General features: G+C 71.4%; 12 protein-coding genes. 7 read left to right on the forward strand and 5 right to left on the reverse strand.

Going from position 1 to position 15160, the window contains the following annotated elements; all coding sequences use genetic code 11:
• Positions 1 to 257 precede the first annotated feature (257 nt).
• Positions 258 to 557: a DUF4193 domain-containing protein gene (locus D8M35_RS03445; protein ID WP_031272446.1), complete on the forward strand. Its 300-nt coding sequence runs from the start codon at positions 258 to 260 to the stop codon at positions 555 to 557.
• A 229-nt stretch (positions 558 to 786) separates the two neighbouring features.
• Here the strand turns inward: D8M35_RS03445 and D8M35_RS03450 are convergent, their stop codons facing one another.
• Positions 787 to 1218, reverse strand: a complete 432-nt coding sequence (locus tag D8M35_RS03450; protein ID WP_126890578.1) for a DUF3093 domain-containing protein — start codon at positions 1216 to 1218, stop codon at positions 787 to 789.
• A 77-nt stretch (positions 1219 to 1295) separates the two neighbouring features.
• Here D8M35_RS03450 and dut point away from each other — a divergent pair, with 77 nt between their 5' ends.
• From dut to dxs, 5 genes are all read left to right on the forward strand, one after another.
• Complete coding sequence (gene dut, locus D8M35_RS03455) at positions 1296 to 1784, forward strand: dUTP diphosphatase (RefSeq protein WP_174234681.1); 489 nt, start codon at positions 1296 to 1298, stop codon at positions 1782 to 1784.
• Entirely contained in the window at positions 1781 to 2503 is a 723-nt protein-coding gene (locus D8M35_RS03460) for a DUF3710 domain-containing protein (RefSeq protein ID WP_238638075.1), read from the forward strand. Before dut ends, D8M35_RS03460 begins: the two co-directional genes overlap by 4 nt.
• 143 nt (positions 2504 to 2646) lie before the next feature.
• A complete protein-coding gene (locus tag D8M35_RS03465; RefSeq protein WP_126890580.1) occupies positions 2647 to 3366 on the forward strand; it encodes a DUF3159 domain-containing protein in 720 nt (239 codons plus the stop codon).
• A 128-nt stretch (positions 3367 to 3494) separates the two neighbouring features.
• A complete protein-coding gene (locus D8M35_RS03470) occupies positions 3495 to 6332 on the forward strand; it encodes an aconitate hydratase (protein WP_126890581.1) in 2838 nt (945 codons plus the stop codon).
• Positions 6333 to 6463: 131 nt separating this feature from the next.
• On the forward strand, positions 6464 to 8398 hold the full coding sequence (gene dxs, locus D8M35_RS03475; protein ID WP_126890582.1) for a 1-deoxy-D-xylulose-5-phosphate synthase: 1935 nt from the start codon (positions 6464 to 6466) through the stop codon (positions 8396 to 8398).
• 142 nt (positions 8399 to 8540) lie between these two features.
• Here dxs and D8M35_RS03480 read toward each other — a convergent pair whose 3' ends face one another.
• The 4 genes from D8M35_RS03480 to D8M35_RS03495 all read right to left on the reverse strand — a co-directional run bounded on the left by D8M35_RS03480 (position 8541) and on the right by D8M35_RS03495 (position 13869).
• Positions 8541 to 10679 carry a 3-hydroxyacyl-CoA dehydrogenase NAD-binding domain-containing protein gene (locus D8M35_RS03480; protein ID WP_126890583.1) on the reverse strand — a complete coding sequence of 713 codons (2139 nt, stop codon included), beginning with the start codon at positions 10677 to 10679 and terminating at the stop codon, positions 8541 to 8543.
• 2 nt (positions 10680 to 10681) lie between these two features.
• Complete coding sequence (locus D8M35_RS03485; protein ID WP_126890584.1) at positions 10682 to 11893, reverse strand: thiolase family protein; 1212 nt, start codon at positions 11891 to 11893, stop codon at positions 10682 to 10684.
• A gap of 126 nt (positions 11894 to 12019) precedes the next feature.
• Positions 12020 to 13204 carry an HRDC domain-containing protein gene (locus D8M35_RS03490; RefSeq protein WP_238638077.1) on the reverse strand — a complete coding sequence of 395 codons (1185 nt, stop codon included), beginning with the start codon at positions 13202 to 13204 and terminating at the stop codon, positions 12020 to 12022.
• 83 nt (positions 13205 to 13287) lie between these two features.
• Positions 13288 to 13869 (reverse strand): DUF3000 domain-containing protein, encoded by a 582-nt coding sequence (locus D8M35_RS03495; protein ID WP_126890586.1) that lies wholly within the window; start codon positions 13867 to 13869, stop codon positions 13288 to 13290.
• A 23-nt stretch (positions 13870 to 13892) separates the two neighbouring features.
• Here D8M35_RS03495 and D8M35_RS03500 point away from each other — a divergent pair, with 23 nt between their 5' ends.
• Positions 13893 to 15116 carry an alpha/beta fold hydrolase gene (locus D8M35_RS03500; RefSeq protein ID WP_126890587.1) on the forward strand — a complete coding sequence of 408 codons (1224 nt, stop codon included), beginning with the start codon at positions 13893 to 13895 and terminating at the stop codon, positions 15114 to 15116.
• Positions 15117 to 15160 lie beyond the last annotated feature (44 nt).

Raw genomic sequence — 15160 nt, forward strand, 5'->3', positions numbered from 1 at the left:
GTGCTCGTACCTCCAGGGAGTATGCAGCGGAGCACACGCGTTCCCGCGGAGGCGCACGGGCGTGCCGCGACTCCCGCGCGCGGGTCTACCGTCGTCGGGCGCTGCCGTCGTCGACTGTCGGGAATGTCCACGCCCGACCCTGGGTTGGACGGCCTGACGATCCCGCACGGCGTTCGGTTTGCGCTCTCGCGGGTCGTGGTGCAAACTGTCGCCGCCGATCACCGGCGACGACCTCTCGACACGAGAAACGGATGGGCATGGCCACCGATTACGACGCCCCCAGGAAGACCGACGACTCCTCTGACTCGGAGTCGATCGAGGCCCTCAAGGAGCGCGTGCCCGACAAGATGTCGGGGGTCGTCGACGATGATTCGGACAACCCCGGCAGCTTCGAGCTCGCCGGACAGGACCTCAGCGACGTCGACCTCGACGTCGTCGTGCTGCCGCCGCAGGTCGACGAGTTCACCTGCGTCGAGTGCTTCCTCGTGAAGCACCGCTCGCAGCTCGACCACGAGTCGAAGCTCGGCCCCGTGTGCGCGGAGTGCGCGGCGCTCTAGGCACGCTGCTCGTCGGACGGCCCGTCACCCCTCGGGGGTGGCGGGCCGTTCCGCGTTGCGGCGCAGGGCGGTCGTGCCTGGTGGGATCGGGCGTGCCGGGTCGGATCGGGCGTACCTGGTCTTCCGGAATGACCAGGTGTGCCCGGAAACGCTTCCTACTGCACCCGTTGTGGGAAGGAACGGGCGGGGCGGGGGCGGTGCGAGCCTCCCGGCCCGCGCGCCCGCCGCGTCAGGAACGCAGGGCGTCCACGACCGCCTGCGGGTTGCGTGCGCTCACGAGCCAGTAGGGCGTCGGGTCCGCCGGGTCCGTGACCTCCACGCGCACGACGCCGCGCACGTACCCACGGAAGAGCGTCCACGCGCGGGCGTCGAGCGCCGGACCGCGCTGGGTGGTGGCCGCTGCGCCGGTGTGGGCGGTGGCCTCGCCGACGAGCGTCCGCGGCAGGTGCGCACGGCCGGCGCGGAACTCGGTGTCCGTGACCTCGATCGTCGGTGCGAGCGCCCACAGCAGGACGACGACGCCGAGGTACATCCCGATCGCCACGAGGACGCCGGCCAGGACGCTGATCGGGAGGAAGACGAGCAGGCTCGCGGGGATGACGAGCGCCGTCGCCAGGTAGAGGGCGGGCGGGGCCCAGAGTCGTTCGCGGTACACGGTCACCCCTCCATCCCACCACGACTCGGGCCAGGTCACGGTACGGTCACGGAACGACCATGCTCGTGCACTACCCTCGTCTCGTGACCGAACCAGTCGACGTGCTCTGGACCGGGGAGAACCCTCCCGTCCACGCCCACCCCGGTGATGCCGGAGCCGACCTCGTCTCGACCGAGGCCTTCGTGCTGCAGCCGGGGGAGCGCCGGCTCGTCGGCACCGGGCTCCGGATCGCGCTGCCGGACGGACACGTCGCCTTCGTGGTGCCCCGGAGCGGCCTGGCGGCGAAGCACGGCATCACGATCGTGAACGCCCCCGGTACGGTCGACTCCGGTTACCGCGGCGAGGTCAGGGTCGCACTGCTCAACACCGACGCATCCGAGCCGTACGAGGTGCACGTGGGGGACCGCATCGCGCAGCTGATCGTCATGCCGGTGCCCCGCGTCACGTACACGCGCGTCGAGGAGCTGCCCGAGAGCGTCCGCGGTGCGGGCGGCTTCGGCTCCTCGGGCTACGGTGACCGCAGCGCCGCCAACAGCGCTGCCGATGACTCCCAGGAAGGAACGGGCGCATGAAGTTCGGTCGACGCAAGCGTGACGAGGTCGAGGTGGCGGAGGCCGTCGCCGACGACGCCGTGGTCGCGGGGACGACGCCGGAGGTCGACATCGCGACCGACGCCGACGCCGACCTCGACGAGGTGGACGCGGTCGCCCCGACCGACAAGTCCGCGCCGGTGGATCGCGCCGAGAACGGTCCGCACGACGAGACCGAGGCGAACCTGGTCCGCCCGTACGTCGACCTCGGTGGCGTGAAGGTCCTCCCGCGCGAGGGCCTGCACCTGCGCCTCGAGGTCGAGGAGGGTTCGCAGCGCGTCGTCGCCGTCGGGCTCGACTACGACGAGTCCACGCTCCAGGTGCAGCCGTTCGCCGCCCCGCGTTCGACGGGCCTGTGGCACGAGATCCGCGCGCAGATCGCCGACCAGATCGAGCGCCAGGGCGGCCGCGTGGAGGAGGTCGACGGCCCCTTCGGGCCCGAGCTCCGTGCCCTCGTGCCGGTCGTCGTGGACGGATCGGGAGCGACCGACGGTGCCCGCGCCGCACGCTTCGTCGGTGTCGACGGCCCCCGCTGGTTCCTGCGCGGCGTGATCGCCGGCAAGGCCGCGGAGAGCCCGGACGACGCCGCCGAGATCGAGGAGCTGTTCCGCTCCGTGGTCGTGGTGCGCGGCACCACGCCGATGCCGCCGCGCGACCTCATCCCGCTGCACATGCCGAAGTCGACGCAGACCGCCGTCTGACCGCCGGCGCAGCAGCACACAACTCGACACGGCCTGGAGGCACGGTGCCGGACCACGACGACATCCACCGACCCACGGACGGTCGCGACGACACCGTCGCTCCCGCCGACGGGGTCCGGTCCCGGCCGGCGGACGAGCCGGCGGTGACCGAACCCGAGGCCGCGCCGTCGTTCTCGGCGCAGTTCCGCGCAGCCGTGCAGAACGCGGGCATCGCCAAGGTGGCACCGGGCGAGGCACCCTCGGGCCGCGCGCTCCTCGGTGCGGTCGGCGGCGTGCGCGGTCTCGCCGAGTCGGTGCTGCCCGGCTTCGCGTTCCTCGTCGTCTACGCGATCACGAAGGAGCTCGTCCCGAGCGTCGTGATCCCCGTGCTCGTCGGGCTCGTCTTCGTGGTGGTCCGGCTGGCCCAGCGGCAGTCGCTCGTGATGTCCTTCGCGGGCATCGCCGGCGTCGTCGTCTCGGCGGCCCTCGCGCTGTTCACCGGGCGGGCCGAGACCAACTTCATCCCCGGGATCGTCATCAACTCCGTGTGGCTCGTCGGGCTGCTCGTCACCCTGGCGATCCGGTGGCCGCTGATCGGTGTGGTGGTCGGGTTCCTGCTGCCGCCGAACGAGGACGGGTCCCACGTCGACTGGCGCGCCGACCCCGCGAAGCGCCGCGTGCTCACCGTGGCCACGTGGATCTGGGTCGGACTGTTCGCGCTCCGGCTCGCCGTCGAGGTGCCGCTGTACCTGACCGCGCAGGTCGAACTCCTCGCCGCCGTGAAGCTCGTGCTCGGCGTGCCGCTCTACGCCGCCGTGCTCTGGGTCACGTGGCTGCTCGTCCGCACGGTGTTCGTGCGCCGGGAGGACACCGCCGCGGTGTAGAGTTGTCTCGACATCGAGACAGTTTCCCGGGGGCGCGCCCGCACCGTCGGGATTAGGTTTGCCTTGCTGGTGGGACGTTCCGACGCCCGCGATGATGAGGGCACACCGATCAGTAGGGAGGCGGCACAGTGGCTGCAGTCAACAGCTTCGGCTCGAAGGACACGCTCTCGGTTGGGGGTGTCGACTACGCGTTCCACCGGATCGACACGGTGCCGGGGTACGAGAAGCTCCCGTACAGCCTGAAGGTGCTGCTCGAGAACCTGCTCCGCACCGAGGACGGCGCGAACGTCACCGAGGACCAGATCCGCGCGCTCGGCTCGTGGCGGCCCGAGGCCGACCCGGACACCGAGATCCAGTTCTCGCCAGCCCGCGTGGTCATGCAGGACTTCACGGGCGTCCCGTGCATCGTCGACCTCGCCACCATGCGCGAGGCGATGGCGCAGATCGGCGGCGACCCGAACAAGATCAACCCGCTCTCGCCGGCCGAGATGGTCATCGACCACTCCGTCGTCGCCGACCTGTTCGGCCGCGAGGACGCGCTCCAGCGCAACACCGACCTGGAGTACGAGCGCAACGGGGAGCGTTACCAGTTCCTCCGCTGGGGCCAGACCGCGTTCGAGGACTTCAAGGTCGTCCCGCCGGGCACCGGCATCGTGCACCAGGTCAACATCGAGTACCTCGCGAAGGTCACGTACACGCGCGAGTTCGACGGCGAGCTCTACGCTTACCCGGACACCCTCGTCGGCACCGACTCGCACACCACGATGGTGAACGGCCTCGGCGTGCTCGGCTGGGGCGTCGGCGGCATCGAGGCCGAGGCCGCGATGCTCGGGCAGCCCGTGTCGATGCTCATCCCGAAGGTCGTCGGCTTCAAGCTGTCCGGCTCGATCCCCGCGGGCGTCACCGCGACCGACGTGGTGCTCACGATCACGCAGGAGCTCCGCAAGCACGGCGTCGTCGGCAAGTTCGTCGAGTTCTACGGCGAGGGCGTCTCCGAGGTCCCGCTCGCGAACCGCGCGACCATCGGCAACATGTCGCCGGAGTTCGGCTCGACCGCCGCGATCTTCCCGGTCGACGCCGTCACGCTCGACTACCTGCGCCTGACCGGCCGGTCGGAGGACCAGATCGCCCTGGTCGAGGCCTACTCCAAGGCCCAGGGTCTGTGGCACGACCCGTCGGTGGAGCCCGCGTACTCCGAGTACATGGAGCTCGACCTGTCGACGGTCGTCCCCTCGATCTCCGGCCCGAAGCGTCCGCAGGACCGCATCGAGCTGTCGAAGGCCAAGGACCAGTTCGAGGTCGACCTCGCCAACTACGCGAGCATCGACCACACCCACGAGGACAAGGCCGTCGCGGACACCTTCCCGGCGTCCGACCCGGTGGCCGCCGCCCCCGGTGACGAGCACGCCGTCGACGACCTGCAGGACGCCCCGGCGTCCGAGGTCCCGGTGCACGCCTCGAGCGCGCCCGGCACGGTGTCGAAGCCGACGTCGGTGTCCGTCGCCGACGGTGACACGTTCACCATCGACCACGGTGCCGTCGCGATCGCCGCGATCACCTCGTGCACCAACACGTCGAACCCCTCGGTGATGATGGCCGCCGGCATCCTCGCGCGGAACGCCGCGAAGAAGGGCCTGAAGGCCAAGCCGTGGGTGAAGACCACCCTCGCGCCGGGCTCGAAGGTCGTCACCGACTACTACGAGAAGGCCGGGCTCACCAGCTACCTCGAGGACCTCGGCTTCTACACGGTCGGCTACGGCTGCACCACCTGCATCGGCAACTCGGGCCCGCTGCCCGAGGAGATCTCGCAGGCCGTGCAGGACAACGACCTCGCCGTCACGGCGGTGCTCTCGGGCAACCGCAACTTCGAGGGCCGCATCAACCCCGACGTCAAGATGAACTACCTGGCCTCGCCGCCGCTGGTCATCGCGTACGCCCTGGCCGGGTCGATGCACTTCGACTTCGACAAGGACGCGCTCGGCACCGACCAGGACGGCAAGGACGTCTACCTGCAGGACATCTGGCCCGACGCGGCGGAGGTGCAGGACGTCATCGACTCGTCGATCGACACCGAGATGTTCACCCACGAGTACGGCTCCGTGTTCGAGGGCGACGACCGCTGGAAGAACCTGCCCACCCCGACCGGTGACACCTTCGAGTGGGACCAGGAGTCGACCTACGTCCGGAAGCCCCCGTACTTCGAGGGCATGACGATGCAGCCGGACGCGGTGTCGGACATCTCCGGTGCCCGCGTCCTCGCGAAGCTCGGCGACTCGGTCACCACCGACCACATCTCGCCGGCCGGTTCGATCAAGGCGGACAGCCCTGCTGGTCGCTACCTCGACGAGCACGGCGTCGACCGCAAGGACTTCAACTCCTACGGCTCGCGCCGCGGCAACCACGAGGTGATGATCCGCGGCACGTTCGCGAACATCCGCCTGCGCAACCAGCTGCTGGACGGCGTCGAGGGCGGCTACACCCGCGACTTCACCACGCCCGACGGCGAGCAGTCGTTCATCTACGACGCGTCGCAGCACTACCAGGAGCAGGGCATCCCGCTCGTCATCTTCGGCGGCAAGGAGTACGGCTCCGGTTCGTCGCGCGACTGGGCGGCGAAGGGCACGAACCTGCTCGGCGTGAAGGCGGTCATCACCGAGAGCTTCGAGCGCATCCACCGCTCGAACCTCATCGGCATGGGCGTGGTCCCGCTGCAGTTCCCGGCGGGCGAGACGGTCGAGTCGCTCGGTCTCGACGGCACCGAGGTCGTCTCGATCTCCGGGCTGACCGAGCTCAACGAGGGCCGCACGCCGAAGACCGTGCACGTCACGGCGGCGCCGAGCGAGCACTCGCCGGCCGGCAAGCAGACCGTCGAGTTCGACGCGGTCGTCCGCATCGACACCCCCGGTGAGGCGGACTACTACCGCAACGGCGGCATCCTGCAGTACGTGCTCCGTTCGCTCGTCTGATCGACGGGAGCGCGGGTCGCTGACGCGACCACCGGACGGACTGGAGGCCCGTGGCGACACCGCCACGGGCCTCCAGTCCGTCGTCTGTCCGCGCGGCTAGTGTGGGGTCCTGCCCCACGAAAGGAGCGCCCGTGAGCCTGCTGAGCAGCATCTCGTCGCCGCGCGACCTCAAGCGTCTGTCGGACGCGCAGATGACGGAGCTCGCGGCCGAGATCCGTCGGTTCCTGGTCGCCGAGGTCGCGAAGACCGGCGGGCACCTCGGACCGAACCTCGGGGTGGTCGAACTGACGCTGGCGATGCACCGCGTGTTCGACTCGCCGCACGACTCGTTCGTGTTCGACACCGGGCACCAGTCGTACGTGCACAAGCTCGTCACCGGACGGCAGGACTTCTCGCACCTCCGGGAACGTGGTGGTCTCGCCGGCTACCCGCAGCGCAGCGAGTCGGAGCACGACATCGTCGAGTCCTCGCACGCGTCCTCGTCGCTCTCCTGGGCAGACGGGATCTCCCGTGCCTTCCGGCAGACCGGGCAGGACGACCGCACCGTCGTGGCCGTCGTCGGGGACGGCGCACTCACGGGCGGGATGACGTGGGAGGCGCTCAACAACATCTCGGACGGCAACGACCGTCGGCTCGTCATCGTCGTCAACGACAACGGTCGGTCCTACGCGCCGACGATCGGCGGCATGGCGCGCTTCCTCAGCTCGGTCCGCACGCGTCGCGAGTACCGGGCGCTCTTCGAGAAGTCGCAGGCCGTCGCATCGCGGTTCGGAGCACCGGGTCGGGCGTTCTACCGCGGCGTCCGCGGGGGCCTCCACGGCTTCCTCTCCCGGTTCACGAACAACGAGGCGCTGTACTCGAACCTCGACATCAAGTACATCGGGCCGGTGAACGGGCACGACCAGCGGGCGATGGAGGCGGCACTCCGGCAAGCCAAGGCGTACGGCGCCCCGACGATCGTGCACGCGATCACCGAGAAGGGCCACGGCTTCGAGCCGGCGCTCCGCGACCAGGCGGACCAGTTCCACGCCGTGGGGCACATCGACCCCGAGACGGGCGAGTCGCTCGACGTGTCGTCGGGACCCTCGTGGACGTCGGTGTTCGCGTCGACGCTGGCCACGGTCGGTGCGAGCGACGAGCGGATCGTCGCGATCACCGCGGCCATGCTGCGCCCCACCGGACTCCACCTGTTCCAGGAGCAGCACCCCGACCGCGTGATCGACGTGGGCATCGCGGAGCAGCACGCCGTGACGACCGCCGCGGGGCTCGCCTTCGGCGGACTGCACCCGGTGGTGGCGCTCTACGCGACCTTCCTCAACCGCGCGTTCGACCAGGTGCTGATGGACGTCGCCCTGCACCGCGCGGGCGTGACCTTCGTGCTCGACCGCGCGGGCATCACCGGGCCGGACGGTCCGTCGCACCACGGGATGTGGGACCTCGCGCTGCTGCAGGTCGTGCCCGGGATCCGGATCGCGGCACCGCGCGACGCCGCGACGCTCCGCGAGGAGTTCCGCGAGGCCGTCACGGTCGACGACGCCCCGACGGTGCTGCGGTGGTCGAAGGGATCGGTCGGCCCGGACATCCCCGCCGAACGGCGGCTGTCCGACGGTGTGGACGTGCTGCGTTCCCCCGGGGAGTCGCAGGAGCAGGACGTGCTGATCGTCGCGGTCGGGTCGATGGTGCCCGTCGCACTCGAGGCCGCCGAACTGCTCCAAGCGCAGGGCATCGGCGCGACCGTCGTCGATCCGCGCTGGGTGGTGCCGATCCCGTCGTCGCTCATCGACCTGTCACGCGACCACCGCCTGGTCATCACGATCGAGGACGGCGTCCGCGTCGGCGGGGTCGGGACCCGACTGCGGCAGGACCTGCGTGCCGCCGGGGTCGACACCGGGGTGAACGAGCTCGGACTGCCGGGCGAGTTCATCGACCACGCGTCGCGGTCGCAGATCCTGGCCGACGTCGGGCTCACGGCTCGGGCGATCGCACGCGACGTCATCGACCAGGTGGTCGGGACCAAGCTGCCCCAGGCGAAGCCGGCACGGACGCGGGAGTCGGCCGACCGCTGAGCCCGGTCGACGCGCCGGCGTGCCGGCGTGCCGGTGCGCCGGTGCGCGGTTCGGCGTGCTGCAGCACAACGAGAAGCACCTCGCGCCACGGGGATCCGTGGCGCGAGGTGCTTCCGGTTGTGCGGGGTGGTCCGAGCCGCGGCTAGCGCGAGGCGGGGCCGACGATCGCCGGGTCGTGGAACCGACCGCCGAAGACGCGCTCGGAGGCACCGGAACGGTCGAGGTACGGGCTGATGCCGCCGGCCTGGAACGGGTATCCCGCGCCGAGGATCAGTCCGAGGTCGATCTCCTCGACGTGCTCGACCACGTGGTCCTCGAGCATGCGGTGCACCTCGTCGGCCAGGGCGTCCTCGAACCGCTGCTGCATCGTCGCCGCGTCGACCGGCTTCGCGTCCTGCTTCGCGGGCGCGACGAGCTTCACGGCAGCCGGGTCGTACCCGGTGGCGTTGCCCTTCTTGTCGCGGGTCAGGATCGTGCCGTGCTCCGCGATCCGCTTCAGGCCGTCACCGGGGTAGAAGCGCTCCGGCCACGCCGCGTGGTGCGAGTCGAGCACGTGCGCACCGACCGGCAGGCCGACGAGCTCGAGCAGCTCGAACGGCGACATCGGCAGGCCGAGCGGCGCAGCACCCTCGGCGACGGTCTCGAAGGGCGTGCCCTCCTCGACGCCGCGCATCGCCTCGCCGAGCACCCGGGCGAGCACCCGGTTGACGACGAACCCCGGCTGGTCCGCGGTGATGATCGCGGTCTTCTTCAGGGTCTTCGCCACGGCCAGTGCGGTGGCGAGGGCCTCGTCCGAGGTCTTGTCGGCGCGGACGACCTCGAGGAGCGGCATCACGGCCACCGGGTTGAAGAAGTGGAAGCCGACGAGGCGCTCCGGGTGCTCGAGCACCGACGCCATCTCGTCGACCGACAGCGACGAGGTGTTCGTCGCCAGGATCGCGTCGGGTGCGATGACCTGCTCGATCTTCCGGAAGACGTCCTGCTTGACCGACATCTCCTCGAAGACGGCCTCGATCACCCAGTCGGCGTCGGCGAACGCGTCGTAGGAGACCGAGCCGGAGACGAGTGCCGTGATGCGGTTCGCGTCGTCGGGGGAGATCCGCCCCTTGTCGAGCATCTTGCCCACCTCACCGCGGATCCGCTCGACGCCGGCGTCCACGCGGGTCTGGTCGACGTCGGTGATGACGACCGGGACCCCGAGACGGCGGGCGAACAGGAGCGCGAACTGCGAGGCCATGAGCCCGGCGCCGAGGACGCCGACCTTCGTGATCTTCTTCGCCTCCACGCCCTCGGGAGCGCCGACGGGCTTCTTCGCACGCTTCTGCACGAGGTCGAACGCGTACATCGACGCCGCGAACTGGTCGCCTGCGAGCAGGTCGGCCAGCGCGTCGTCCTCGCCGGCGAAGCGCTCGTCGAGCGACCCCGACTTCGCTGCCGCGACGAGGTCGAGCGCACGGAACGGCGACTTCGGGACGGTGCCGATCTTCGAGGCGACCTGCCCTCGGGCCACCTTGACGACGGTGCCCCACGCGGCCTTCTCGAGCATGCCCGGCTCGTTCTTCCGCACGACCTTGGTGCGACCGGCGACGACGCCGTCGGCCCACGCCATCGCGGACGGCAGGAAGGTCACCGAGGGGATCAGCGCATCGCCGATGCCGAGCTCGACGGCGGCCGTGCCGTCCATGAGCCGGTTGTTCTTGAGCGGGTTCTCCACGATGACGCGGAGCGCCTTCTCCGGCCCGATCAGGCGGGGGAGCAGCGTGGCGCCGCCCCAGCCGGGGATGATGCCGAGGAAGACCTCGGGCAGGCCGATCCCCTGCGCCGCCGAGGAGAACACGCGGTAGGTGCAGTGCAGCGCGACCTCGAGCCCGCCGCCGAGCGCGATGCCGTTCACGAAGGCGAACGACGGCACACCGAGGTCGGAGAGCTTGCGCAGCGTGGCGTGACCGAGCGCACCGAGCTCGTGAGCGACCTCGCGCGAGGGCAGTGCCGCTGCCTGGGACAGGTCGGCGCCGGCGGCGAAGCAGTACTCCTTGCCGGTGATCGCGACGGCCTGGATGCTGCCGGCAGACGCCGCTGCGCGCAGGGTGTCGAGCACGTCGGACAGCTCGCGCATGGTGCGCGGCCCGAGCGTCGAGGGGCGCTTGTAGTCCTTGCCGTTGTCGAGCGTGACCAGCGCCAGCGTGCCGCCGGAGGGCAGCGGCACGTGCTTGACGTACGAGTGGGTGACGACCTCGTCGGCGCTGAGCTCGGTCAGCTGGTCGATCGGGGTGGAGGTCATCGTCAGGCCGCCTTCCGTGCCGCGCTCTTGCTGAAGTTCGGGTTCTCCCAGATGACGGTCCCGCCCTGGCCGAGGCCGATGCACATCGTCGTGATGCCGTACCGGACGTCCGGTCGTTCGGCGAACTGCGCCGCGAGCTGGTTCATCAGGCGGACACCGCTCGACGCGAGCGGGTGGCCGACGGCGATCGCGCCGCCCCAGGCGTTGACGTTCGGCGAGTCCTGGGCGAGGCCGTAGTTGTCGAGGAAGGCGAGCACCTGGACGGCGAACGCCTCGTTGATCTCGAACAGGCCGATGTCGTCGATCGTCAGGCCCGCCTTGCGGAGCGCCTTGTCCGTCGCGGGCACGGGTCCGACGCCCATCACCTCGGGCTCGACACCGGCGAAGGCGAACGAGACCATGCGCATCTTCGTCGGCAGGCCGTGCTGCTTCGCGCCGTCCTCGGACGCGAGGAGGCTCATGGTGGCGCCGTCGTTCAGCCCGGCCGCGTTGCCGGCGGTGACCCGTCCGTGGGGCCGGAACGGCGTGCGCAACGCAGCCAGAGCCTCCAGGGTGGTGCCGGGTCGCGGCGGCTCGTCCGTCGTGACGATGTCCCAGCCCTCGCCGGTGTTCACCTCGACCGGGATCACGTCGGGCTGCAGCTTGCCGGCAGCCCAGGCAGCGGCGTAGCGCTGCTGCGACTGGACGGCGAAGGCGTCCGTGCGGTCCTTCGTGATCGCGGGGAAGCGGTCGTGCAGCCGCTCGGCGGTGCTGCCCATGACCAGCGCGTCGGTCGCGACCATGCGCTCGGCGACGAACCGCGGGTTGACGTCGGCGCCGAAGCCCATCGGGTGGCGACCCATGTGCTCGACCCCGCCGGCGATGGCGACGTCGGCGGCGCCGAAGGCGATCGCCCCGGCGAGGGTCGTGACGCTCGTCATCGCACCGGCGCACATGCGGTCGATCGCGTAGCCGGGGACCGACTTCGGCAGGCCGGCCAGCATGCCGACCGTGCGGCCGAGGGTCAGGCCCTGGTCGCCCTGCTGGGTCGTGGCGGCCACGGCGACGTCGTCCACCGCCGCGCCGTCGAGCTGGCTGTTCCGGTCGAGCAGACCGCGCATCGCGTGGACCGCGAGGTCGTCCGCGCGGGTCTTCCAGAACACCCCCTTCTCACCGGCTCGTCCGAACGGTGTGCGCACACCGTCCACGAACACGACGTCTGATGCCTTGGGCAATCCGGGCCTCCAGATCCTCTTCGATCGAGTCGGGGCACGTTCCGCCCCGACCGGCCGGGCTGGACCCGGCGACGGTACCGACGCTATGCCCGCCGGCTGGGCGGACGCATGCCGGTTGGGGTGTTCCTACGAGCCGGTGTTGCTCTCGGCAGCAGGCTGCTGTGCGGCCTCGACAAACGCGTGCGCGATGATCGACGCCGTCTCCTCGACCTGCCACGGGCGGGCGTCGTGCGTGGCGAGTGCGGCCCCGACGGTCTCGGTCGCGATCGGCGTCGGCGGTTCCCAGGACACCACCCGCAGGGTCTCCGGGGTGAGCAGGTTCTCGACGGGGACGTCGAGTTCCTCGGCGCGCGCGACGACGGCGGCCCGGGCGGCCTTGTACCGGAGGTCCGCCTCGGGGTTCCGGTCGGCCCAGGACCGGGGCGGCGGGAGGGTGGCCTCACCGGTCCCGCGGAGCTTCGGCAGGTCCTCGGTCGTGCGCCCCTCCTCGACGGCGGCCCACCAGCGGTCGAGTTCGGACCGGCTGGCGCGGCCGGTGAAGGCCTTCACGGCGCTGAGTTCCGACTTCGAGGTCGGGTTCGCCGCGGCGGCAGCCACGATCGCCGAGTCGGGGACGATCCGGCCCGGAGCGGTGTCCACCTCGCGGGCGTAGGCGTCGCGGGCGGTCCACAGCGACCGGGCGATCGCCAGGGCACGGGCGCCGCGGAGCGCGTGCATGCCGGACAGGCGCCGCCACGGCTCGGCCTTCGCCGGCTTCGGCGCGCGGGTGAGCACGGCAGCGAACTCCTCGGCGGCGATCCGGGACTTGCCGGCGGCGTCGAGCACCGTCGCGAGGGCGTCGCGCAGGTCGGGGAGCAGCTCGACGTCGAGCGCGGCGTACACGAGCCAGGCCTGGGGGAGCGGGCGCGTCGACCAGTCGGCGGCGGAGTGCGCCTTCGCGAGGGTGATGCCGAGGAGCTGCTCGACCACCGCGCCGAGACCGACCCGGGGGAACCCGGCGATCCGGGCACCGAGCTCGGTGTCGAAGATGCGGGTCGGGACGAGGCCGACCTCCTGCAGGCAGGGCAGGTCCTGCGAGGCGGCGTGGAACAGCCACTCCTCGTCGACGATGGCCTGCTGCAGCTCCGCGAAGTCGCCGATCGCGATCGGGTCGAACAGGAACGCGCCGGCGCCGCGGCGGAAGACCTGGATGAGGTAGGCGCGCTGCGAGTACCGGTAGCCGCTCGCCCGCTCGGCGTCGACGGCGACCGGGCCGTGTCCGGCAGCGATCGCGGCGACCGCCTGCAGGTACTCGTCACGGTCCTCGATCACGCGGACGGTGTCGTGCGAGTCCTCGAACGCGGGGTCGGCCGAAGCGCCCGACGCGGCGTGGCGGGCCTGGCTGGCGGGGTCGGTCACTTCGTGGTCCTCCTCGGGGCCAGCAGGGTCACGCCGTCGGACGCCGGCGGGAGTCCCGCGAGCATCGCGACGATCTCCTCCCAGGCCTCGACGTGCGCGGTCAGGTCCTCGTCGCGGGGCGTCCACGAGGCCCGGAGCTCGAGCTGCGCGCCGTCGCCCTGGGCCGCGAGGTCGCCGTAGCCGCGCGAGATGATCTTGGTCGCCGTGCCCGACGCCCGGTCGTACGTCGCCCCGTGCGCAGCGAGCGCGTCGACGAGCCAGCTCCACGTCACGTCGGCGACGAACTCGTCGACGCCGATCTCCGGCTCCAGCGGTGCCTGGGCGAAGGTCACGACGCGGAACGCGCCGCCCCAACCCTCCGGTTCTGCCGGGTCGTACAGGGCGATGAAGCGGCCGGTCCCGAGGTCGGAGTCGATGCCGTGCACGGCGCCGGAGACGTCCGCGGCGAGGGCGATCGAGTGAGGCGCGATCCGCGAGGGCGACGGGATCTCGGTGACGGTGGTCTCGGTGCGGGTCCCGCCCGACGCGACCAGCTCGCGCAGACGCGCGAAGGCCTCGGGCTCTGCGGATTCGGACACGCTTGCAGACTAGGCTCCGCACCATGTCCCGATCCGCGCGACCCGCCGAGGACGTCGCCCAGGACGCCGTGCGCTCGGTGGGCCTGATCGCACTCGGGGCGGGCATCGCGGCCGCCGCGGTCGGCACCGCCGTGGTGGGCGGGTTCGTCGCCGCCGTCGCCCGTGCCGTCGTCACGCCGGACCGCAAGCGTGCCGAGCGGGTCCCGATCCACGCGGTCGACCCGGACCGGATGACGGTCACCCTCGAGCGCACCGCCGACACCGAGCTGCAGGGCCGGTACAGCCTCTGGTTCGGCGGTGGGACCGGGCACATGCGGATCGGCGACGTGCTCGGCACGACCGAGACGACCGTGACCCGGCGCATCATCGCCGTCGACGCCGGCGACCCGACCTCCGCTCGCCGCGGACGGTGGGGCGGCTGGTTCTACCTCACCCCCGGCGAGCTCGACGTCCCGGTCGAGGACGTCGACATCCCCACACCGAACGGACCTTCGCCCGCGTGGATCGTCCGCGCCGACGACCCCGACGCGCCCTGGGCCGTGCTCGTGCACGGTCGCGGGGTCACCCGGGCGGAGACCATCCGCGCCGTCCCCGTGTTCCGGGCCGCCGGCTACTCGGTCGTGCTCGCCTCGTGGCGGAACGACGGTGTCGCGCCGCGGAGCTCCGACGGCCGCTACGGTCTCGGAAGCACGGAGTGGGAGGACATCGACGCCGTGCTCCGCTGGCTCGCCGCTCGCAGGGCCAGGAGCGTCGTGCTCATGGGGTGGTCGATGGGTGGCGCCGTCGTCCTGCAGACCCTCGTCCGCTCGCGCTTCGCCGACATGGTCGACGGGATCGTCCTCGAGTCCGCGGTCGTCGACTGGCACGAGGTGCTCAAGTCGCAGAGCCGGGTGCTCAGGCTGCCGCGGCCGGTCCGGAAGGTCGCGCAGCGGCTCCTGCGGACGCCGGTCCTGCACCGTGTCGTCGGGCTCGAGCAGCCGGTCGACCTCCGTGAGCTCGACATGGTCGCCCGAGCGGACGAGCTGACCGTCCCGATCCTCATCCTGCACAGCGACGACGACGGGTTCGTGCCGTCGTCCGCGTCGCACGAGCTGGCGCGGGTGCGGCCCGACATCGTCCGGCTCGAGGTGCAGACGACCGCTCGGCACACCAAGCTCTGGAACCACGACGCGGACTGGTTCGACGCGCGGATCCTCGCGTGGCTCACCGAGGTGGTGCAGCCGACCGACGCGACCAGCGCCCGGTAGACGCGACCGGAAGACGGACGGTCGCGCCCCGCTCAGCGGCGACG

This window comes from Curtobacterium sp. HSID17257 (assembly GCF_003989515.1).
GTDB lineage: Bacteria > Actinomycetota > Actinomycetes > Actinomycetales > Microbacteriaceae > Curtobacterium.